Origin of the sequence: Pseudoalteromonas sp. K222D (genome assembly GCF_017653575.1) — a bacterium.
In the GTDB taxonomy this organism is placed as follows: Bacteria; Pseudomonadota; Gammaproteobacteria; order Enterobacterales; family Alteromonadaceae; genus Pseudoalteromonas; species Pseudoalteromonas nigrifaciens.
Window position 1 is genome coordinate 128,250 of record NZ_JAGGDL010000002.1, and the last position, 21,707, is coordinate 149,956.

The 21,707-nt window shown below is 38.9% G+C and carries 26 protein-coding genes; 19 read left to right on the forward strand and 7 right to left on the reverse strand.

Translation table 11 applies throughout. The features are described from left to right. Position 1: 1 nt before the first annotated feature. Entirely contained in the window at positions 2–1,084 is a 1,083-nt protein-coding gene (locus J5X91_RS02065) for an efflux RND transporter periplasmic adaptor subunit (RefSeq protein WP_208833965.1), read from the reverse strand. Positions 1,085–1,208: 124 nt separating this feature from the next. Here J5X91_RS02065 and J5X91_RS02070 point away from each other — a divergent pair, with 124 nt between their 5' ends. Both J5X91_RS02070 and J5X91_RS02075 read left to right on the forward strand, forming a co-directional pair. After that, positions 1,209–2,111 carry a LysR family transcriptional regulator gene (locus J5X91_RS02070; RefSeq protein WP_208833966.1) on the forward strand — a complete coding sequence of 301 codons (903 nt, stop codon included), beginning with the start codon at positions 1,209–1,211 and terminating at the stop codon, positions 2,109–2,111. Beyond that, positions 2,101–2,406, forward strand: coding sequence for an MGMT family protein (locus J5X91_RS02075; RefSeq protein WP_208833967.1), 306 nt, complete (start codon positions 2,101–2,103; stop codon positions 2,404–2,406). Before J5X91_RS02070 ends, J5X91_RS02075 begins: the two co-directional genes overlap by 11 nt. Before the next feature lie 158 nt (positions 2,407–2,564). Here J5X91_RS02075 and J5X91_RS02080 read toward each other — a convergent pair whose 3' ends face one another. Together J5X91_RS02080 and J5X91_RS02085 are read right to left on the reverse strand one after the other, a co-directional pair. Further along, entirely contained in the window at positions 2,565–2,696 is a 132-nt protein-coding gene (locus J5X91_RS02080; protein ID WP_011330067.1) for a putative transporter small subunit, read from the reverse strand. A gap of 9 nt (positions 2,697–2,705) precedes the next feature. Beyond that, complete coding sequence (locus J5X91_RS02085) at positions 2,706–4,331, reverse strand: sodium:proline symporter (RefSeq protein ID WP_192531854.1); 1,626 nt, start codon at positions 4,329–4,331, stop codon at positions 2,706–2,708. Between the two features lie 426 nt (positions 4,332–4,757). Between J5X91_RS02085 and J5X91_RS02090 the strand changes: the two genes are divergently transcribed. Continuing rightward, positions 4,758–5,240 carry a thioesterase family protein gene (locus J5X91_RS02090; RefSeq protein WP_058375038.1) on the forward strand — a complete coding sequence of 161 codons (483 nt, stop codon included), beginning with the start codon at positions 4,758–4,760 and terminating at the stop codon, positions 5,238–5,240. A gap of 287 nt (positions 5,241–5,527) precedes the next feature. Here J5X91_RS02090 and J5X91_RS02095 read toward each other — a convergent pair whose 3' ends face one another. Together J5X91_RS02095 and J5X91_RS02100 are read right to left on the reverse strand one after the other, a co-directional pair. Beyond that, positions 5,528–6,157: a trimeric intracellular cation channel family protein gene (locus tag J5X91_RS02095; protein WP_011330070.1), complete on the reverse strand. Its 630-nt coding sequence runs from the start codon at positions 6,155–6,157 to the stop codon at positions 5,528–5,530. Between the two features lie 283 nt (positions 6,158–6,440). Then, positions 6,441–7,070 (reverse strand): hemolysin III family protein, encoded by a 630-nt coding sequence (locus J5X91_RS02100; RefSeq protein WP_011330071.1) that lies wholly within the window; start codon positions 7,068–7,070, stop codon positions 6,441–6,443. Between the two features lie 169 nt (positions 7,071–7,239). On the opposite strand from J5X91_RS02100, the gene J5X91_RS02105 reads away from it, so the two are divergent. The 16 genes from J5X91_RS02105 (at position 7,240) to J5X91_RS02180 (ending at position 19,094) form a co-directional block, all read left to right on the forward strand. Continuing rightward, positions 7,240–7,581 carry a hypothetical protein gene (locus J5X91_RS02105; RefSeq protein ID WP_179806886.1) on the forward strand — a complete coding sequence of 114 codons (342 nt, stop codon included), beginning with the start codon at positions 7,240–7,242 and terminating at the stop codon, positions 7,579–7,581. A gap of 216 nt (positions 7,582–7,797) precedes the next feature. After that, complete coding sequence (locus J5X91_RS02110) at positions 7,798–8,070, forward strand: hypothetical protein (RefSeq protein WP_208833968.1); 273 nt, start codon at positions 7,798–7,800, stop codon at positions 8,068–8,070. Between the two features lie 219 nt (positions 8,071–8,289). Continuing rightward, positions 8,290–8,868, forward strand: a complete 579-nt coding sequence (locus tag J5X91_RS02115) for an LON peptidase substrate-binding domain-containing protein (RefSeq protein ID WP_208833969.1) — start codon at positions 8,290–8,292, stop codon at positions 8,866–8,868. Positions 8,869–8,937: 69 nt separating this feature from the next. Then, positions 8,938–9,561 (forward strand): sigma-70 family RNA polymerase sigma factor, encoded by a 624-nt coding sequence (locus J5X91_RS02120; protein WP_011330075.1) that lies wholly within the window; start codon positions 8,938–8,940, stop codon positions 9,559–9,561. Next, positions 9,554–10,228, forward strand: a complete 675-nt coding sequence (locus tag J5X91_RS02125; RefSeq protein WP_011330076.1) for a ChrR family anti-sigma-E factor — start codon at positions 9,554–9,556, stop codon at positions 10,226–10,228. Before J5X91_RS02120 ends, J5X91_RS02125 begins: the two co-directional genes overlap by 8 nt. A 24-nt stretch (positions 10,229–10,252) precedes the next feature. Beyond that, entirely contained in the window at positions 10,253–11,206 is a 954-nt protein-coding gene (locus J5X91_RS02130; protein ID WP_011330077.1) for a DUF523 and DUF1722 domain-containing protein, read from the forward strand. Continuing rightward, positions 11,206–12,612: a deoxyribodipyrimidine photo-lyase gene (gene phrB / locus J5X91_RS02135; RefSeq protein ID WP_208833970.1), complete on the forward strand. Its 1,407-nt coding sequence runs from the start codon at positions 11,206–11,208 to the stop codon at positions 12,610–12,612. Before J5X91_RS02130 ends, phrB begins: the two co-directional genes overlap by 1 nt. A 1-nt stretch (position 12,613) precedes the next feature. Then, a complete protein-coding gene (locus J5X91_RS02140; protein ID WP_011330079.1) occupies positions 12,614–13,042 on the forward strand; it encodes a nuclear transport factor 2 family protein in 429 nt (142 codons plus the stop codon). Positions 13,043–13,044: 2 nt separating this feature from the next. Continuing rightward, a complete protein-coding gene (locus J5X91_RS02145; protein WP_011330080.1) occupies positions 13,045–13,755 on the forward strand; it encodes an SDR family NAD(P)-dependent oxidoreductase in 711 nt (236 codons plus the stop codon). Next, positions 13,752–15,008: an FAD-dependent oxidoreductase gene (locus J5X91_RS02150; RefSeq protein WP_089369271.1), complete on the forward strand. Its 1,257-nt coding sequence runs from the start codon at positions 13,752–13,754 to the stop codon at positions 15,006–15,008. The genes J5X91_RS02145 and J5X91_RS02150 overlap by 4 nt, the downstream gene beginning before the upstream one ends. After that, complete coding sequence (locus tag J5X91_RS02155; RefSeq protein ID WP_011330082.1) at positions 15,001–15,738, forward strand: DUF1365 domain-containing protein; 738 nt, start codon at positions 15,001–15,003, stop codon at positions 15,736–15,738. The genes J5X91_RS02150 and J5X91_RS02155 overlap by 8 nt, the downstream gene beginning before the upstream one ends. Positions 15,739–15,782: 44 nt before the next feature. Then, positions 15,783–17,045: a cyclopropane-fatty-acyl-phospholipid synthase family protein gene (locus J5X91_RS02160; protein ID WP_089369335.1), complete on the forward strand. Its 1,263-nt coding sequence runs from the start codon at positions 15,783–15,785 to the stop codon at positions 17,043–17,045. Beyond that, positions 17,023–17,523, forward strand: coding sequence for a DUF2878 domain-containing protein (locus J5X91_RS02165; protein WP_011330084.1), 501 nt, complete (start codon positions 17,023–17,025; stop codon positions 17,521–17,523). The genes J5X91_RS02160 and J5X91_RS02165 overlap by 23 nt, the downstream gene beginning before the upstream one ends. A gap of 53 nt (positions 17,524–17,576) precedes the next feature. Continuing rightward, complete coding sequence (locus J5X91_RS02170) at positions 17,577–18,068, forward strand: chalcone isomerase family protein (RefSeq protein WP_041454935.1); 492 nt, start codon at positions 17,577–17,579, stop codon at positions 18,066–18,068. A gap of 1 nt (position 18,069) precedes the next feature. Continuing rightward, positions 18,070–18,609, forward strand: coding sequence for a DUF3833 domain-containing protein (locus J5X91_RS02175; protein WP_011330086.1), 540 nt, complete (start codon positions 18,070–18,072; stop codon positions 18,607–18,609). Positions 18,610–18,818: 209 nt separating this feature from the next. Continuing rightward, complete coding sequence (locus J5X91_RS02180) at positions 18,819–19,094, forward strand: HU family DNA-binding protein (protein ID WP_008166804.1); 276 nt, start codon at positions 18,819–18,821, stop codon at positions 19,092–19,094. Between the two features lie 152 nt (positions 19,095–19,246). On the opposite strand, the gene ilvN is transcribed toward J5X91_RS02180, so the two are convergent. Together ilvN and J5X91_RS02190 are read right to left on the reverse strand one after the other, a co-directional pair. Beyond that, positions 19,247–19,747, reverse strand: coding sequence for an acetolactate synthase small subunit (gene ilvN, locus J5X91_RS02185; RefSeq protein ID WP_011330087.1), 501 nt, complete (start codon positions 19,745–19,747; stop codon positions 19,247–19,249). Next, a complete protein-coding gene (locus tag J5X91_RS02190; RefSeq protein WP_011330088.1) occupies positions 19,747–21,471 on the reverse strand; it encodes an acetolactate synthase 3 large subunit in 1,725 nt (574 codons plus the stop codon). Before J5X91_RS02190 ends, ilvN begins: the two co-directional genes overlap by 1 nt. Positions 21,472–21,707 lie beyond the last annotated feature (236 nt).

Genomic DNA, 21,707 nt, shown 5'->3' on the forward strand with positions numbered 1-21,707 from the left:
ATTACAGGCCTCGCTCTTTATTCCACGGGCGTACTTGCATGCCTTCTTTTAGTGAATGTACACCGGCAGAAACAATTTGCTGTCCTTCTGTAATCCCACTGAGTACTTCAATGCCATCGCGGTGTAATTGGCCCACTTTTACTGCTTGTTTATGTATTTGGCCGGTTTGCTCGTTATATAACCATACATAAGCGTTGTTATTAATAGATTGCTGCGGATCAGAAAACACCGCCTCGTTGGGCAAAATAGTGTAAGCGGTTTGTGATTGCGTTACTTTACTTAAATCGATAAGTACGCGGCCAGTCATACCGGCAAGTAAGTTAAAATCTTCTGGCACTGGCAGCGAAAACACAACTTTATACGTTAATGTGGCAGGATCTGCTTGGGTGTCCCACTCCTTAAGTGTGAGTGTGTATTTTTTATCGTGATAGCCGTCAAAAATAACCGTTGGTTGGTATTGAGTTCCTTTAATAAAGCGCGCCACAATTCTTTCAGGTACTTGAATTTCAACATCCATTAAATCGCGGGTTTCTAAACGCAGTATATTTTGCTTTGCTTGTACGCTTTCAAAGTTTTTTACAAATACTTTAGCAATCGTGCCCGCAAACGGCGCTCTAAGTTGGCTATATTCCACATTCGTTTGTGCAATTTTAAAGGCCGATTCGGCAACTTGCTTGTTAGCAATAGCCTGATCAAGCTCTGATTGGCTGGTAATGCGTTTTTCGAAAAGTTGTTCAATGCGCCCTAATTGTGATTTAGCCAGCTCATAGCGGGCTTTACGCTCATTATATTGCAGCTGAAAATCTTCAGGGTCTAACTTAGCTAATAGTTGTCCTTTTTTTACATGCTGACCCGCTAATACCGGAAACTCAACCAGCTCACCACTTACTCTAAATGCAAGGTAAGAGCCTTGATTTGCAACTACTTCACCAGGAAAACTGCGAATGTTAACTTGCGAATCGTGACCAATATTAAATAACTTTACCGGGCGTATTGGCTCTTCTTTTACTTGCGGCTCAGGCTCAGAGCAGGCTATTAAACCAAGTAAAGTCGTCGTTACTACACATAGACGTAAGAGGTGCATATTTTCTCCATGAAAATTAAAAGCTAAATAAAGTCAGTGCAGCATACTCCGCAAACATATAAAATAAAATTCATTAAATTTTAAAAACTCAATAAGTTTTACTTATGTTGTTATTGGCAGTGCTATGAAACTCAACCAGCTACAAATATTAGACGCCATTGTACAAAGCGCAAGCTTAAGTGCAGCGGCACTTAAACTACACAAAACGCAGCCAGCGCTTACGTTAGCAATTAAAAGTTTAGAGGCAAAAATAGGCTTTGCGCTACTCGACCGTTCGCAATACCGTTTACAATTAACCGAAAAAGGGCGGATTTTTCACCGCCAAGCGAAACAACTACTCAATAACAACGAAGAGCTTGCACAACTTGCAAAAGAGCTAGCACTAGGCAATGAAGCGCAATTTAGAATTTGTTATGAACAAATATGCCATGTGCAAAGCTACAATGAGATCATAAGTAATACTTTTAGAGTATTTAATAGCACTGAGTTTAGTTTAACCAGTGGTAAACGCTTTATTTCGTTGGAGCAAGTTAATAATGGCCAAGCAGAGCTTGGCATAGGCCCTTGGTTTGACTTGTTTCATGCTACCGGCGATTTAGAAAGCTTGCCCATAGGCAAGCTCGACATTGGTATTGTTAGCGCAAAAAATATTATACCTAACATACTTAGCTACAGTGAATTACAGTCGTACCCGTGTTTAGCCATGTTTGAAAGCGGCCTGAGTATAGACAGTGATAGGTTGTCTTATTCTAAAGGCCCAGCAATGATGAAAATTGACGATATATCGAGCTTAAAATCGTTTTTATTATCGGGCGCTGGTTGGGCTATGATCAGCTTAGAGCATTGCGCTGAAGAAATTAAATCGGGGTTATTACAAAAAGTCACCATAACTGATCGCGAGCATGAATTTAGCACGCAAATTCGCGTTTTTAGGCAGCACTCTAGCCATCATGGGCCAGTAGCACGTACTATTTGGCAGCAGTTTACTCAACTTAGCCAGGCGTATTTGAAAAAACATGGAAATTGATAAAGAAACGCTTATTTATACCGTTATTGGTAGCATTCCTAAAGGGCAAGTTGCAAGTTATGGGCAAGTAGCCGCTATTGCGGGGTACCCGCAAAATGCGCGTTTAGTGGGGCGGTTATTAAAGCTAATGCCCAACGACTCAACAATACCTTGGCATAGAGTAGTAAGCAGCCAAGGTAAAATATCGTTTCCTATAGGCAGTAATAAATATCAAGAGCAACGACAAAAACTGTTATTAGAAGGCATTGCATTTAAAAATGAGCGAGTGAATATGCGTGTGTACCAATGGCAGTAATATAACAAGTTTAATCTGCCTGCTGTTTACTTAGCCACTTGCTCAATGAGTGCGCTGTTAAAATAGTGCTAGCGTTAAAGTGTTTATAACTAAGTGCTTAACGCAATAAAAAAGGGCAAGTTAAATGCTTGCCCTAGTTTGCGTGTAAAGTGCATGCTTTACACTAAGTTTTTGCCTTTTTGTTTCGCATTTTTAAGATCTTTTATAAGTGAGCAAAGTAAAATAACAAATACACCAAAGGCAATCACAGGCCAAATTAATACATAAATAGTAAGTAATGTTGTAGACATAATTTTTCCTTATTTATTGTCACTAAATTCAACAACACGTTGCTTAATTAAAGCAAAATCAAACGCGCTTTTGTTGCTGGTTAAGGTAAGCACTACACAAATAATAGCGCTGGCACCGTAAGCGGTCAGTGAGCTTAGCAATACAATATAGTCGCGTAAAAAACCTAAAGTAAAAAACAGTAGTATTACGGCTGTTATTGCGCCCAAAATTAACCCCGCAGTGCGGCCAAAAAAACCAAAACACATTAAGCCAATAACAACACCGCCACCTACGCTTGCTATTACCTCAAAAAACAACGCGACAGCGCCAGTTAATTCCAGCCACTCAAAGCGTGCGATAATAAAGAGTAAAAACGCGCCGGTTACCGCGGCAGTAAACGCCAGATTTGTCACCTTATTCCAATATAAGCTAGAAATAACCGGAAACACAATTGCGCCCCACAGTGCGCCAACAAAAATTAGCATTGAGAGAATATCGAGTTTAAGGCTTGCAAATATAACGCCTAACATGGTGGCAACAACCATGGTAAAGCGGCCAACCCAAAGCATTTTTTTAGGGTTAGGATTGTTTTTACTTAAATGTTTACCGTATACGTCGGTCATTATAATTGCGGATAAGGCTGACAAGTCAGAATCGGCGGTGGATGAAAGCGAGCCAATAATCATCACAAACAATACTAATACCATTACAGGTGACAGGTAGGTGGCGGCCATTTGTGGAATGAGGTTATTTAAATCACCGTCTATAGGTTGCACGCCGGCTAGTAACGCCAGTAAACCCAGCATACCTAAGCCTATAACAATAGAGCCATAACCTATGGTTGCGGTAATAAAGCTCGGTTTTATTAAGTCTTCGCGTACAGCAAATAAGCGTTGGGCAATAGTTTGATTACCAATAGCGTATGCAAGAACTGCAACAAAAAATGGCGCGCCTTGCTCTAAAATGGCAGTAGTAGAGAAAAAGTCAGCTTGTTCTATTGTTAAGTTACTCATGCCTTGAGTAAATAAGTCGGGGCCGTCGAGCTCAAAAAATAGCATAGGAATAATAACCACAGCGGCGAGCATCATAGCCATTAACTGGCCAAAATCGGTAAAAACCGAGGAGCGAAACCCCGACCAAAAAGTGTATATAAGCACGCCAGAGCCTGCAATTAATACCCCTTCGGTAAAGTTCAGTGGTGATAAAATATCTACCAGCGCACCGGCTGCAGTAAAGTTAACCATTAAACTAATTATACTGCCGACTATGTTTGAAGAGGCTAAAATCATTTGGCTAGCACTGCCATGCCGCGCATGCATAATTTCGGCTAAGGTACGCGCATTTGGCGCAAGCTCTCTAAAGCGCTTACCAAAGGGGTAAATAAATAAAATCATCAGTGCGCCCCAAAAACCGTAATGGATTGCCCCCGATAAACCATATTTGTACCCCGAGCTTGCAGCAGCATAAAACGATGCTGCCCATATCCATGTGGCTGTCATACTCGCTGCAGACATGCTAAATCCAACGGATCCGTTGGAAACCATATAGCCATCGGCATTTTCTTGTTTTTTGCCAATACTTAGCGTGAATAAAAAGGTTAAACCATAAAAAGCAAATAAAACCAGCAGTATAGTGCTGGTACTAAACTGAAACATTTTGACTCCTTCGCCGCGTCACTCGTCATTACAATAGAGGTAATAAGGTGACGGTTATTATTTATTTTACGCAGTTAAAAACGCACGTAAATAATTAGAGGGCTACTAAAAACTTTATAAAATAGCTTAATAAAACTAGTAGCAAAAAATAGCTGATACGATCATCAGTAAAGAATAATGTAAGCAAAAACGCCCACATAAGAAATTAATGTTAACACAAATGGAGGATGTTATGTGATTTAGCTTGGTTTACAGTATTAAATGCTGAAATTGGTGTAGCTCAATATTTAATATAAATCAATTTTCCGCTAACGAATAACAACTAACAGGACGGCTATTTAATGTAATTACACTGCAAGTTTTTCAGTGGTTGGTTAATACAGAAATAGTTACTTAAGCCTTACCGTTACCCTAAAAGGAAGTAAAATGTCGCTCTACCCATTTAAAAAATATTCAGCCACAGTGCCCACCCAATGGGTTGATTTTAACGGCCATATGAATACAAAGTATTATGGTTTAGTTATTTACGATGCGCATATAGATTTTACCGAACACCTGGATTTAGGTGAGCGTTACCGTTATGCAAATAACTGCAGCAAAGCATTAGTAGAGAGCCACTGTATTTTTGAAAGAGAGTTGTGCGAAGGCGATGAAATTGAGGTTGTGTCTTGGCTGTTGTACGTTGATGAAAAACGTATTCATACATTTCATGAAATATATTGCACCAATAAAGGGTATCGCGCCGCTGCGGGCGAGCACTTAGATTTGCATATTGATTTAGCAACCAGGCGAGTATCGCCATTTCCAAGTGAGGTACTACAGCGTTTAAAGGTAATAGAGCAGCAATTTAGCCAATTACCCAAGCCCGCTAAAGTAGGCAGTAAAATTAAAATACCCGGCATAACTTGAACCTTGGATAATAAATCTATCTCAAGCAGCTATTTTTAGCGCTAACTACGTTGAATTTGCTTGCAATAGGCCAGCTATTGGCGCGTAAATTCGCCTTATTTTCACTGGAAACCTCTGGCTAGAAAAAATAAATTTAAATATAACTATGACTCAACACGTAAGTAAACCTCTTAACCAGAGTTCATGTTACATAATGTTATTAGTTATATTTCATGGTGATTTTATTTTAGCGGCAGGCGAGTATAAACTGGCGCTAAAATGAAACACAAAACAGTTAGTTTTTAGCGTTATTTATTTTTAACTGTTCTTTTTCTAAATATGTTTGGCTGCCAACCCCAATGCAGCGCGCCCAAACGTAAAAATACGGTAATAAACAAGGAGCCTAAAATACACCATATATAAGACACTCCGAGTAAAAACAACGCTGCATAAGTTAAACCGCCCGACAGACACGCAGTAGAATACAGCTCTTCGCGCATTACTAGCGGAATTTCTCTGCAAATTACATCGCGCATTAGCCCGCCAAATATACCGGTAGTCATACCCATGGTAATGGCAACTATCATGGTAGTGCCTTCAATTAACGACTTTTCAATGCCGACAATGTTAAATATAGCCATGCCTAATACATCAACTAGCAGCATGTAATAATTAGATACGTGCGGTAAATGGCGAATAAACACCACCGCAATAAATATTGCGCCATAGGTGGCGTATAAATAATCGGGCTCTGCAATCCAAAACACTGGCTGATTTAATAATATATCACGCAATGTACCGCCGCCAAGCGCAGTAACTGAGCCTACAACTACAACACCAAAACCCCCAATGTTTTTTTCGTGGCCTAATAAAGTGCCCGATATAGCAAAAAAGGCCACCCCAATTAAACTCATAAAATGAAAGTATTCAAACGCCATGGTGTGGTTTCCTTACCATAATTAGGAGAGGTAGAATTAATAAACAGTGTAGCGTATTTAAAATTTATTTTTGCTGAACACTCCCCCACAACAATAGCTTTAATATGAAATTACGTAGGTTGGTTTAGGCGCAGTGAACCCAACGAAAAAAGGCAGCATCAATTAATCTAGGCGTTTTGCATTATAGATTGGCTTAAATAATTGGCTAAACTAAGCATCAATTTAATAAATAAAATAAACCTTATTCACGATTTTATCGGCTTTATCAGAGGACGCTTTCCCTTCAATACACATAACGACTAATGCCCACATAGTGGCAAACGCAGCCGGCAATAACAAATAAGTGCCAAATGGCGTGGCTAAATTGGGTGTTTTTGGCGCTGTAAAATACTGTGCCTAGGCTGTAAAAAATGCCGCCGGCGAGTAGCCAATATAATGCGTTTACATTAATAACTAAGTAAAGCGGATAAATAATGGCGAGTGCAAACCATCCCATGAGTAAGTAGGTGGCAAGGGAGACTTTTTTATTACCATTGTGAACTAAAACTTTATACGCTACGCCAGCAAGTGCCACCGACCAAATAAAGGTGAGGGTTGCCCAAGACCAAACACCTGTTAACGACAGGTGTAAAAAGGGAGTGTAAGTACCGGCAATAAGAATATAAATAGCGCAGTGGTCGCACTTTTTATAAAATGCCCTGAGCCTAGGTTGTACACTGGCGTGATATAAAGTAGATGATAAAAACAAAATAAAGATGCTGGCGCTATAAATCGTTGCACTTATATAGGCTTTAGTGCTACTTGATTGATTAAACAGATCCCACATTACCCAGAAAGCAAATAACACACCTATTGCATGGCTAATTACATTGAGCTGTTCTTCTTTACGCGAATAGGGCGCATTCGATGACATAACTGATCCTACCACTTTTAATTGTTTTCAGTGTACGTGTGTACGCTGAATCTTTCAATTATTATAAGCAAACATAAGGGCAAACTTTCGCTTGCTTTAAAGGCTCATTAATTCAATATGTTTTACTACAAAATAGGCTGAACACTCAACTGTTACTTAAAGGAAAATTATGCAAAAAAGCTTTAAAGCAGCATTACTTAGCGCTTTAATTTACCCAGGTGCTGGGCACTTTGCGTTAAAAAAGCATTTAATAGGCGCTATTTTTGCGGGAGTATTTTCGGTTTTACTACTGTTAACTTTACAAGAGGTGTATGCAATGGCGCAATGCATAGCTAATGACATAGTAAACACAAGGGGCGGTGCTAGCTTTGATGATATTTTGGCTGCAGTAAAGCACCCATCAGCGCACTGTGCAGCATTAGGGCAATACCAGTATATTTACTTAATGTTGGTTATTTGGTTTTTGAGCATAGTAGATGCTTACAGGTTAGGTAGAAAGGTGGTTAAATAAACAGCGGTATTGGCGCATAAATACAGCGTGTTATATTAACTAAAATTTAGCTGAAAAGTTAAATTAATTAGTTATATTAACCAACGCTGAATTTCATTTTCTGCTACTAATATTTAAATATATTTTATAAACAATGGGTTATAATTTTAATTTAGTGTGGCACATCCCTTGAATATGTAATTGAGTCGAAACAATACACAAACAAGGAAATCCATTATGAAACATTCAATTAAAATCGCTATGGTAAGTTTATTAGTATTAGGTTCGTTGCAAGCAAACGCAACCGAAGTTGACCTTGATGTAACTGATATCCTCACACAAACAATTACCAGCTATATATCGCAAACCACCATAGAGCTTGAAAACTCAATAAAAGACACGCTTACTTTTAATACCGAAACTATGCTTAATAGCTGGTTAAGTGAGCCATTAATTACCGATATTCAAGCTGAAATTAAAACCGAAAATACCGTTAAACCAGTGCAATAATATACGTCAATTATAAGGAATAACCCTATGAGCAGTGAATTTGGATTATTTGCTTTAATGCTGGCGCCGGTTGTAAGTATGATCAGCGCTTATTATTCGGTGCAATTACTTAAAAGTATGGGAGCGTGGTTTAATATTTAACATTGGTTTAATAAAAGCTGATCGACTTAGTTAAAGCGCACGTAAATGAAGGCAGAATGTTTTAAACAAGTAGACTTTATGAAACGTGCGATTTTTCCATTACCCTTATTTATCCTCCCTGACGGTTATACGCGTTTGCGCATATTTGAACCTCGCTATTTAAATATGGTTAAAAGCGCATTAAAAGAAAACATTGGATTTGTGCTTTGTAGTTTTGAGCACGACACGCCATTTAATATCAGCGCCCAAGGTTGCCTAATGAACATTATTGACTTTGATCAAGATGATAATGGCATGCTACTTATAGATGTATGTGCTACTCAAAGTGTGCAAATAAACGATGTGTTTCAAGACGAGCAAGAACTGCGCTACGGTTTAGTGTCGAACTGTAATACGCCTTATTGGTACACAGAGGCAAACAATAATATTGGCGAGCATAAACGCCTACAAGATACGCTGCGTGAAGTGTTCACTAATAACCCAGAGCTTAGTTCATTATATAAACAAACCTATTTTGACAAGCTTACTTGGGTTGCTGCTCGATGGCTTGAGCTGTTACCTATATCTATTGAGAAAAAACAGCTACTTGCGTTTGAAACTAACTTTGATAACTTACTAAGTTTCCTCCATACTGTGATTAATAACGAATTTGCCTAATTTAATTTGATCCTTATTTAATTATTGCCCGTATTTACATGTACTAAAGCAATAACGGGATAAATTACTATGGTAAGTCAACAACAATCATTACGTTGTGAACCTAATACAGGTAAGTACACTGCCATGCCAGAAACGCCAAGTAAGGAATTGATGCAAGCATTAATTGATGTTGCACAAAGCCGCGATAAAAAAGCATTTGCTTATTTATTTGAATATTTTTCGCCAAAAATTAAACGTTTTGGTATCAAGCAATTTGGTATTGAAGCTCAAGCAATGGAGTTAGTGCAAGAAACACTAACATCGGTTTGGCGTAAAGCACATTTGTACAATAGTGACAAAGGGGCTGCGACTACTTGGGTTTACACGGTAATGCGAAATGCTTCGTTTGATATGCTGCGCAAAATGAAAAGCAATAAAGAAGAAAACATCAGCGAAGATATTTGGCCGTTATTGAACGAATCGCAAAATACGCATCACGAATACACAGATCATTTAGAAGATAAACAAATTAAACGCTACCTTGAAAAGCTACCAGTAGCTCAGCGGGAAGTAGTAAGAGGTGTTTATTTTCAAGATATGTCGCAAGAACAACTTGCACAACAACTTAATATTCCAGTAGGCACGGTAAAATCACGGTTACGTTTAGCCTTGCAAAAATTACGTAATGAAATGGGAGATCAGCATGATTAAACATCACCCGAGTGATACTTTACTGACACAATATTGCAGTGCATCACTTAGCGCATCGTTAAGTTTAGCTGTGTCTATACACGTAGATATGTGCCCAGTATGCCAAGAAAAAGTAACAAAGCTTGAAGCTGATAATGCAGCTGAAGTGTTTAACGATGCATTACCTTCAGAGGCTAAGGATGATACTAGTGGTTATTTTGAGCAAGAAAGCTCAAGCTTATTTGATTTAATAACCAGCGATACCAGTATTGATGAAGTATACGAAGTTGAACCAATTGCTGTTGAAATAAACCAGCAAAACTATCAACTGCCGCGTGCTTTAACACGTATTTCGCACAGCAAATTTACTCAAGTTGGCAAATTAGCTCGCTCGCGCGTTGCCTTAGATGATGGCCCATTACGTACTAGCTTATTGCACATTGCTGCGGGTGGAGAAATACCAGAGCATACTCATACCGGATTTGAGATTACTTTGTTACTAAACGGCGAGTTTAGCGACGAAGAGGGTAGCTACGTACCGGGTGATTTTATTTGGCAAGATGGCAGCCATCTGCACACACCGGTAACAAAAGAAGGCTGTTTATGCTTTACAGTAGTCAGTAGTGCGCTACATTTTAATAAAGGGCTGAGTAAGTTACTTAACCCAATTGGTAATTTAATTTACTAATATAAACAGTTTATTAGGGATATTATGCAAGCTGATACAATTAAAATAGGCATTAGTGCATGCCTAGCAGGCGAAAAAGTGCGTTTTGACACAGGCCATAAACGCTCAAACTTTTGTATGGATGAGTTTGCAAAGCATGTTGAATATACGCGCTTTTGCCCAGAGGTTGCGGTAGGTTTACCTATTCCAAGGCCAACTATTCGCCAAGTACGAGTAGGCGATACAATAAAAGTGTGTCGCCCTGATGGTTCTGGCGACGTTGGACCACAACTTACTGCTTACGGTATTAAAGTAGCTACCGAACAAGCGAAAGAGTTAAGCGGCTTTGTGTTTTGTGCTAAAAGCCCAAGCTGTGGCATGGAGCGCATTAAAATATACAACGAAGCGGGCACTGGTAACACATCAGAAGGTGTTGGTTTTTTTGCAGAGCAAATAATGAAGCACAATCCATTATTACCGTGCGAAGAAAATGGCCGTTTAAACGACATGCACTTGCGTGAAAACTTTGTAATGCGAGTGTATACGTTTAAAAATTGGCAAAAATTAATACAACAGCCATTGAACGTTCATCGCTTAACCCAGTTTCATGCGCAATATAAATACTTGTTAATGGCGCATAATTACCAAGCTTACCGCGATCTAGGTCATCTGTTAGGTACGTTTTTAGGTGATGACGTAACCGAGCTTGCTGATAAGTACATTTTAGGTTTGATGAATGGACTTAAAAAGCCAGCCTCACGCAAAAATAATTGTAATACCTTAATGCATTTACAGGGCTACTTTAAAAAAGATTTATCGTCAGTCGAAAAACAAGAAATGCGAGAAGCAATTGATGAATACAGCGATGGTTTAGTGCCTCTTTACGTGCCACTTACTTTGCTAAAGCATCATTTAAAGGTGCACCCAAACGAGTATCTTGAAAAACAAGTATTTTTTAATCCTTATCCTAATGAATTAAAACTACGCTACGGTATTTAATGAACACATTATTTTGGTTTAGGCGCGATTTGCGCCTTTTTTCTAATGAGGCGCTAATTCAAGCGCTTAATAATGGCGCTAACCACGCTATTTTTTTTATCTGCGAAAAACAATGGCAGCAGCATCAAGCAGCGCCAATACAAATTGACTTACTTAAACGTCGCATTACTTACCTGCACCAGCAACTTGCTGATCACGGCATTACCTTACACATTATTGATGCGCCATACTTTGCTGATTGCGAAACTCAACTCATTGATTTTTGTAAGGCTAATAATGTTAAGCATGTAATTGCCAATACCGAGTATGAACTAAACGAAGTAAACCGCGATAAAGCCATTTTAGCAAAGTGCGATGAGCTTTCTATTACGTTTACCTTGTACGAAGGCGATTTAATTGCCCCGGTAGGCAGCGTTAAAAACCAAAGCAACGAAATGTACAAAGTATTTACGCCATTTAAACGCGCTTGGTTAAAGCAGTACATTGAGGTGCATTTTTCTTTGCCGCAGTGGCCTGTAGAGCACGTTAGCGGCGGTGCGCAGTTAAGCACAAATGAAACCAATTTACTCAAAGGCGATAGCAGCTCTGAAAAATGGCCCGTTGATGATAAAACATTGGCCACTGTGGTTGATAACTTTATTTGCGATAAACTAACAAGTTACGACGATCACCGTGATATTCCCAGTATTAAAGGCACCTCAGGCCTTAGCCCTTATTTAGCGCTAGGTATTATTAGTACTAAGCAATTATTAATAAATATACAACAGCGCTACCCGGATATTTTAAGCACTTCAAAAAGCAAAACCTTTACTTGGGTTAATGAGCTTATTTGGCGTGAATTTTATCGGCATTTAATTGCGCAATTTCCAAAGCTTTCGCGTGGCGATAATTTTAACGAAAAGTATAACGCGGTAGTTTGGCGTAGCAGCGATGACGAATTTAAAGCATGGTGCGAAGGCCGCACAGGTTACCCGCTTGTTGACGCTGCGATGAGGCAACTCTTGCAAACCGGGTGGATGCATAACCGTTTACGCATGGTGGTTGCTAGCTTTTTAACTAAACACCTACTTATAGATTGGCGCAAAGGCGAGCGTTTTTTTATGCAACATCTTATAGATGGCGATTTGGCCTCTAATAATGGTGGTTGGCAGTGGGCGGCCAGTACCGGGTGTGATGCACAGCCTTACTTTAGAGTTTTTAATCCTATAAGACAAAGTGAACGCTTTGATCCAAACGGCGAATTTATTCGTAAATACATACCAGAGCTTGAAAACGTGCCAGATAAACACATTCACTTTCCACATAGCTATTTAGCCTCATTGGGGCAAAGTGATTCGTGTTATTGGCCAGCAATTGTTGATCATAAAGCGGCGCGAGAGCGTGCCCTAGCAGCATTTAAGGTATGATATGGATAACCAGTTACCAGTAGATAAGTTTGTAGATATATATCAAAAACTTAATAATAGTAACCTTGATTTATTAAGTGAAATTTACTGCGACGATATACAATTTACCGACCCAATGCACAACATTAATGGCATTGTTGAGCTGCGCAAATACTTTGCTAATTTGTATAGCAATGTTACGCATTGCCAGTTTGATATAACCGACTCATTTAGTGTTGCCAATAACGCCTTTGTGTATTGGAGTATGCATTATGTGCATCCTAAATTAGCCTCAGGAAACACCATTACTGTGCAGGGGCACAGTAAGCTTACATTTAACGGTGACAAAATAATTGAGCACCGCGACTATTTTAACGTAGGCGAGCTACTGTATAAGCATATTCCTTTATTAGGCCGTATTATTAAGCTTATAGATAAAAGGGCGGGCTAATTATGATCACACTTATTACCGGTGCTACCTCAGGTATTGGCGAACAATTAGCAATAAAATATGCCGAGCAAGGCGATACTGTTATTGCTTGCGGTCGTAACAGCGAAAAGTTAGCTGAGCTTGCTAAGCATAACAACATTCAAACCTGCCAATTTGATGCCACAAATTTACAACAAATAAAATCTGCTACCATTGGCTTTGCTCATTTTGATCGGGTCATACTCAATGCTGGTAACTGCGAATACGTTGACGATGCACGAAATTTTGACAGCGCCTTATTTGAGCGAGTCATTAGCGTTAATTTACTGGCTATGGGGTATTGCTTAGAAGCTTTATTACCTAAAATAAATAGTGGTGGCCAGCTGGTGTTAGTCAGCTCAAGTGTAACCTATTTAGCACTACCGCGCTCAGAGGCGTATGGCGCTTCTAAAGCGGGTGTAAGCTACTTGGCTAAAAGCTTAGCAATTGATTTAAATGACGTTGATGTAACCTTAGTGCATCCTGGTTTTGTTAAAACCCCTCTAACAAATAAAAATGACTTTCCTATGCCTATGGCCGTTACAGCGCAAAAAGCGGCAGACTACATGATAAAAGGCATACACAAGCGTCGTAAAGAAGTGCATTTTCCGTATCGTTTTACACTAATATTAAAAGCACTGCGCATATTACCATTGCCGCTGTGGCTCAAAATTGCAAAAGGACTAGCGCGTTGAAAAAAATAGCTATAATTGGCACTGGCGTTTCAGGTTTAACCTGTGGGCATTTATTGCATAAGCACTATGATGTAACGCTATTTGAAAAAAACAATTACATTGGTGGCCACACGGCTACGGTTGATGTGCAAGTTGATGGTATTGAACACGCTATTGATACTGGTTTTATTGTATTTAATAACAGAACCTACCCTTATTTTGAAAAGTTATTAGCGCGTATTGGCGTTGATAAGCAAGAAACAGAAATGAGTTTTAGTGTGCATAACGATGCAACAGGTTTTGAATACAACGGCCATACCTTTACGAGTTTATTTGCACAGCGTCGTAATATTTTTAGACCAAAGTTTTGGCGTTTACTGTATGACATAGTTAGGTTTAATAAATTATGTAAAACAATACACGAGCAAGGCAGCTATAAAGCCGATCACTCATTAGGTGAGCTACTAAGTGAGCATAATTTTAACGACTTTTTTAAATATCATTATATTTTACCTATGGGCGCTGCTATTTGGTCTACCAGCATTAAAGAAATGCAAAATGTAGGCGTTGAATTTTTTGTTAAATTCTTTTTTAATCATGGCTTATTAGATGTAGTAAACAGGCCGCAATGGTATGTAATACCCGGTGGTTCTCGTCAATATATTAACCCGCTAATTAGAGGCTTTGCCGACAAAATTAAACTCAATACAGATATTAAATCAGTAACTAGAGCTGCCGATAAAGTAACTATAGTGTTTGCTAATGGTGAGCAAAGCGAGTTTGATAAAGTGATATTTGCTTGTCATTCAAATCAGGCGTTAGCGTTATTGGACGATGCCAGCGAGCAAGAAAAGTCAGTGTTGGGCGCTATTCCTTATACCGAAAATTCAGTGGTACTACATACCGATACTAATTTATTACCCGACAGAAAAGCAGCCTGGGCTAGTTGGAATTATTTACTCAATAATAATACCGATAAAGCGGCTGTTGTTACGTATCAAATGAATATACTTCAAGGGTTACAGTCAGATACGCAGTTTTGTGTAACATTGAACCATCTACAAGGAATAGAAAAGAGTAAAATATTACGTGAATTTACTTACCATCACCCAGTATTTAACCAAGAATCGATAGCCGCGCAGCAACAAAAGCACAGCATTGACGGGAAAAATAATAGCTATTTTTGTGGTGCGTATTGGTATAACGGTTTTCACGAAGATGGGGTGCATAGTGGCGTAGACGTTGCCAAACAGCTTGGGGTTGAATTTGACTAGCGCTGTATATTTAGGCGATGTAAAACATCGCCGTTTTGCGGTTAAAAGCCATAGCTTTAGTTACCCTTTGTACATGATGTGGGTTGATTTAAATAACCCACAGCAATTAAACGGTGTGCATAGCCAATTGGGCAGTTCAGGTTTTAAAGCTCTTAAATTTAACCAAGCAGACTATCTAAATAAAGACCCGCAATTAAATACCTTTTCGTTAGTAGAGCGCGCGCGCAAACACCTTGCAAAGCTAGGTGTTAAACAAACCTTTAGCCATGTTTATATGCTGGGGCAATTACGCTGTTTAGGTATTTACTTTAGCCCAGTAAATTTTTATTTTTTTGGCGATAACGATACAAAATTTAGCTACATGATTGCAGAGGTTAGCAACACACCTTGGAATGAACGCCACTATTATTTAGTTCCGTTAGAAAAAAAAGTGAACTTTAAGAAAACTTTTTCCGTATCACCTTTTATGGACTTGGACATGAACTACCACTGGCATATTCGACAAACGCAGGATAAAGCATTAATACAGATTAAAAATATACGCGACGAGCAGGTATTATTCGACGCTACACTAAGGTTAAAACGCCACGAATTAACTGAGCAACAAGTAAGTAGGTTGCTTAAACGTTTTCCGGCGATGACTTGGTCAATTTTTAAGGGTATTTATTATCAAGCATTAAAGTTGTTTATTAAAAGAGTGCCTTTTTTAGGCCACTCAGGTAAGCCATAAAGCAAGTTGTTATGTTGTTTAAGAGTAATAATATAGGTGATTTTATGGAAAAAGCGACGCATTTACGTTGTCAAAATAATCGAAGCTGGCTTACTAATTTATATAAAAAAATAGTATTTAAAGCCTTTTCATCGATTCAAACAGGGCAAATAACGTTAGTTGATAATAACGAACGCATTACTTTTGGCGATTTATCGTCAGCTGCAAAAGTAACGATTACTGTTAATAATAAAGCAATGTACAAAGCATTTTGTTTGTCGGGTAGTGTGGGCGCAGGCGAGTCTTATATTTTAGGACAATGGTCTTGCGATAACTTAACTCAGCTGATCGAAATATTTGCGATTAATCAAAATCAATTAGATGCTTTTGAAAAAAAATTTTCTTTTTTCAGTAATATTGTCAATCGCTTAAATCACTTAAAAAACAAAAACTCAGAATCGGGTTCGAAAAAAAATATTATTGCTCATTATGATTTAGGGAATGATTTATACGAATCGTTTTTAAGCAAAGAAATGCTCTATTCGTGTGCAGTCTATCCCGAAAAAGAAGCAACCTTAGAGCAAGCTCAACAATATAAGTTACAACGAATTTGTGAACAAGTTGAACTACAAAAAGGCGACTCGGTAATAGAGATAGGCACCGGATGGGGGGCATTCGCAATTTATGCAGCTACTCATTACGACTGCTATGTTACTACCACGACTATATCTGATGAGCAGCACGACTATGTTGAACAAAAAGTGAAGCAACTTGGGCTTGAACATAAAATAACTTTGCTTAAATTAGACTACCGTTCACTTAAAGGGCAATACGATAAACTGGTTTCAATTGAGATGATTGAAGCGGTAGGGCACGATTACCTACCAAGCTTTTTTACTCAATGTAGTGCGTTATTAAAAGATGATGGCGCTATGCTTATTCAGGCGATTACTATTGGCGATCAGCGTTATAAACATTATTTAAAAAACTCAGATTTTATTCAGCAATATATTTTTCCTGGTGGTTGTTTGCCATCGTTAAATGAAATGAGTGAACAAATTAAAAATAATACTGATATGGTTATTCATACCGTAAACGATATTGGTGCCCATTATGCACGTACACTTGCCGATTGGCGTACGCGCTTTATACAAAGCTGGCCAGACTTAGACAGCTCTAAATTTGATGAGCGCTTTTATCGTTTGTGGTTATTTTACTTTGCTTACTGCGAAGGTGCATTTAGAGCACGTGCAACTAGTACCGTGCATTTAATGGCGCGTAAACCACGTTTTATCAGTACTGATGATGAAATTGCACTCGGTTATTAATTTTGTGTTATTTCAAGCAGTGTGGTTTTTATCCTTACTGCTTGAATCAAGCTCTGTTGTGTTTAGTAGCGCTATTATTGCGTTGATGTTTTATTTATCAAAACAAAAAAAGCACGACGCATTACTGGTTTTAGTGGCTTTGCCCTTGGCTTTATTGAGCGAGTTTATTGCCGTTAAAAGTGGCTTATTAGAGTTTAAAGTATCCCCATTTCCTGTTTGGCTTGCCTTATTGTGGTTTGCATTACTGCTTAGCATAAACACCTCAATGCGCTTTTTAATCTCACTAAAACTTTGGCAAGTATTTATTATTTGCCTTGTGTTTTCCCCTGCAAGTTACTGGGCCGGCGCGCGCTTTGAAGTGCTAAATTTAGGCCTGCCACTATTGGAGTTTTGGCTGGTATACGGTGCTCTTTGGGCTGCTGTATTTACTTTAATTATTTTAGCTAATTTAAAACTTAAATTACTTATTACTCGCTGATCCTCGCCCTTGCCGCTCCCGTATGATTATTCACTTACCTGAAGGGATTTACCATGAACGCTATATTTAAAGTACTGTGTATTTGTTTACTCACAACGAGTTGTGTTGCTGTGGCACAAATTAGCTTAACGAAGGTAGGGGATGCGCGGATGGAGTATTTATTTTGGGATGTATACGACGCTACATTATTTACTACAACGGGAGAGTATAAGTTAGGCGATAATCCGATTAAATTTAAGCTGACTTATTTGCGTGACTTTGCTGCTAAAGACATAGTAAAAGCGACCAACGAGCAGTGGCAACATTTAGGTAAAAAACAGCTAACAACGCAATATAGCGATAAATTATTAGCGATGTGGCCAAATATAAAAAAAGGCGAGTCGTTAACGCTCGTAACAGACAAGCAAGGGCTTAGTGTTTTTTATCATAATGATAAACACATTGGTGAAATTAATGAGCCTGGCTTTGCCGCTGACTTTTTGGCGATTTGGCTGAGCGAAAATACCTCTGAGCCCGCACTTCGAAAGCAATTATTAGGAAATTAATATGACGATTTTAAATTATGCAAAAGTAACCTTTGCCGCTATATGTGCGCTGTTATTGGTAAGTTGCTCTGCCCCCAATGTCGAACATTACAATAACACCTCTCCAGAATTTGACTTTAAAACGTTTTTTAGCGGAAATTTAAAAGCCTATGGCGTTGTACAAGACTATAAAGGTGAATTAACCCGCAAGCTCGTGGTTGACATGCATGCAAGCTGGGAGGGCAACCAAGGCGTTATAGAAGAAGATTTTATTTATGATGATGGTGAAACTCAAAAACGTATTTGGAAAGTAACACTCAATGATGACAAGAGTTTAACCGGCACTGCAGATGATGTTTTAGGCACAGCTAAAGGGAAAAGTGATGGCAGTGTATTTCATTGGAATTACGATGTTGAACTGCCGTACGATGGCAGCACTTTAACGGTAAACTTTGATGATTGGATGTACTTGGTAACACAAACTCGCTTGATAAACCGTACGTCTATTGTTAAGTTTGGTATCGAAGTTGGGGAAGTTACCTTGGTTATCGAAAAAATATAGCTTATGACTTTGTGGCTTAACTTGCGTTAAAATTGCACTTAAATTAAGTCTTTGTTAACTCAACACGCTGTATTTTACCGATAATTATTTTAATTTTACGCATTTTATAAGATTTTAAGCAAAAAATGCAATTTGCTGTTGCTAACTCTTCAAAAATGCATAAAGATAGGTTTTGCGAAGGCAAAATAATAACGAATAGGAATCAAATAATGAATAAAGCTCAATTAGTTGAAAAAATTGCTACTGATGCAGAAATCTCTAAAGCCGCTGCTACACGCGCTCTTGACGCGTTTACTGGCGCTGTAACTTCTTCTTTAAAAGAAGGTGATTCAGTAGCGTTAGTTGGTTTTGGTACTTTTTCAGTTAAAGAACGTGCAGCACGTACTGGCCGTAACCCACAAACGGGTGCTGAGATCCAAATCGCAGCGGCAACTATCCCAAGCTTTAAAGCAGGTAAAGGTCTTAAAGATCAAGTAAACCTTTAATTGTAGGTTTATCTAATTAAATGAAAAGAGGGCCTTTTAGCCCTTTTTTTTATGCCTAAAATATTTGCCAACCTTGTTAATATTATAATTACATTTAATAATTGTAATAAAGTTAATCCACCTTTATTAAGGTGGATTAACTTTTTAGTTATTTATTTGGCTTTTAGGGCTTTATCGCCACGGCCAATGCCAACTGCCCCAGAGCGCACTACCTCAATAATGTCGGTTTCGTGGCGTAGCGTATCTAAAAATGATTCAATTTTATCTGTGCTACTCACTAACTGTAGGCTATAACTTAGCCGGCCCATATCTAAAATAGTCCCTTGGAATACATCTGCTACGCGTGTAACCGCTGCGCGTGTTGTTTCGTCTTGGGCAAATACTTTAACCAATAATAGTTCACGCTCAATATGACTCATTTCGGTTAAATCAATAATTTTTAGTACATCAACAAGCTTGTTTACCTGTTTGGTAATTTGCTCTACTACACGGTCATCACCCATAGTGGTAATAGTAATGCGCGATAAAGACTGATCATCCGTTGTGCCAACTGTTAGGCTGTCGATGTTATAAGCACGCTGCGAAAATAATCCTACAATACGCGACAGTGCTCCTGGTTCGTTTTCTAATAATATAGATAAAATACGACGCATTATGCTTTTACTCCTTTACGTAGCCACATCTCATCAATGCCACCAAACTTAATTTGCATTGGGTATACATGTTCTTTTTCGTCTACAAGAATGTCTAAAAATACTAAACGATCGTTAATCGACATGGCTTTGTCGATAGCCGGTTGTAACTCATCTAGGGTGTTTACTTTAATACCTACATGGCCGTAGCTTTCTACTAATTTAACAAAATCAGGCAAAGACTCCATGTAAGATGATGAATGACGCCCGCCATACACCATATCTTGCCATTGGCGTACCATGCCTAAAGAGCGGTTATTTAATGACACGACTTTTACCGCTAAGTTATATTGTAAACACGTAGCTAGCTCTTGAATATTCATTTGAATAGAGCCGTCGCCAGTAATACATACCGATTCTTTATCCGGAAAAGCAAGTTTTACACCCATGGCAGCAGGTAAGCCAAAGCCCATAGTGCCAAGGCCGCCTGAGTTGATCCACTGACGCGGATGTTTAAACGGGTAATACTGGGCTGCAAACATTTGATGTTGGCCAACATCGGAGCTTACATAAGCGTCGCCATTGGTGGCTTTATAAACCGCTTCAATTACGGCTTGCGGTTTAATTGCATCGCCATCGGTGTTATAGCTTAAGCACTTTTGTTCGCGCCAACTGATAATTTGACGCCACCAATCTTCTTGGGCGCTGCGATCAATTTGAATAGGGCTCTTATCAATACCAGCTTGTAGCTGCTCTAGTACGGTTGCAAGACAGCCAACTACCGGAATGTGAGCTTTAATTGTTTTAGAAATAGACGTTGGATCAACATCTACATGCACTATAGTGGCGTTGGGACAAAATTTTTGCACATTATTGGTGACCCGATCATCAAAACGCGCCCCTAATGCTAATATTACATCGGCATTAGCCATGGCTTTATTGGCTTCAAGGGTGCCATGCATACCTAGCATGCCTACAAAGTTTGGATGCACACCTGAAATGCCACCTAGCCCCATAAGGGTATTGGTAATTGGCGCATTTAGTGACTCTACCAAGTGAGTTAATTGCTCAGAAGTGTTTGAAATTACAATTCCGCCGCCAGAGTACACTACCAGTTTTTTTGCTTCTAGTATGGCGGTAACGGCTTTGCGTATTTGTTTTGAGTGGCCTTTAGTGTTTGGGTTGTAAGTTCTTAAATCGGTAGATTTAGGAAATTCATAATCAAACTTTATCTCAGGGTTTAGCATGTCTTTTGGCAGCTCTACTACCACTGGGCCTGGGCGGCCTGTGCTGGCAATATAAAAAGCTTTAGCTAAAATAGTTGGGATATCTTTTGCGCTTCTGCAGTTAAAGCTGTGCTTTACTATAGGGCGCGAGCAACCAACGATATCAGTTTCTTGAAAAGCATCATCACCAATCAAGTTGGTAGGTACTTGCCCCGATAGCACGACCATTGGAATGGAGTCCATATAGGCTGTAGCAATGCCGGTAATACAGTTTGTAGCACCTGGGCCTGATGTTGCCAGTACTACGCCTACATCGCCAGTAGCACGCGCATAACCATCGGCCATATGTGTGGCGGCTTGCTCATGACGAACTAAAATATGTTCAATGTCGTCTTGCTGAAAAAGTGCATCGTATAAATCTAATACTGACCCCCCGGGGTAGCCAAATATGTATTTAACCTTTAATTCTTTTAATGCCTGAACAACTAGTTCAGAACCATTATATTGTTGTTTGCTCATCCTCATTCCTCTGCCGTTATTTTTATGCATAAAAAAACCCCCGCATGGGGCGGGGGTTTTTAAAAAGCAGTATCACCTTTCAATACATCCCCGCTGGACTTATAACTAAGACCAGTACGAGTACGATTAATAGGCGAATTGTAGTATTCATAATTAATTACTCTATTACAAAGCGTTAATACTGCTTTAAACTAAAATTGTGTATGTGGTTATTTTTAAGGGTTTTGAGGGAGTAT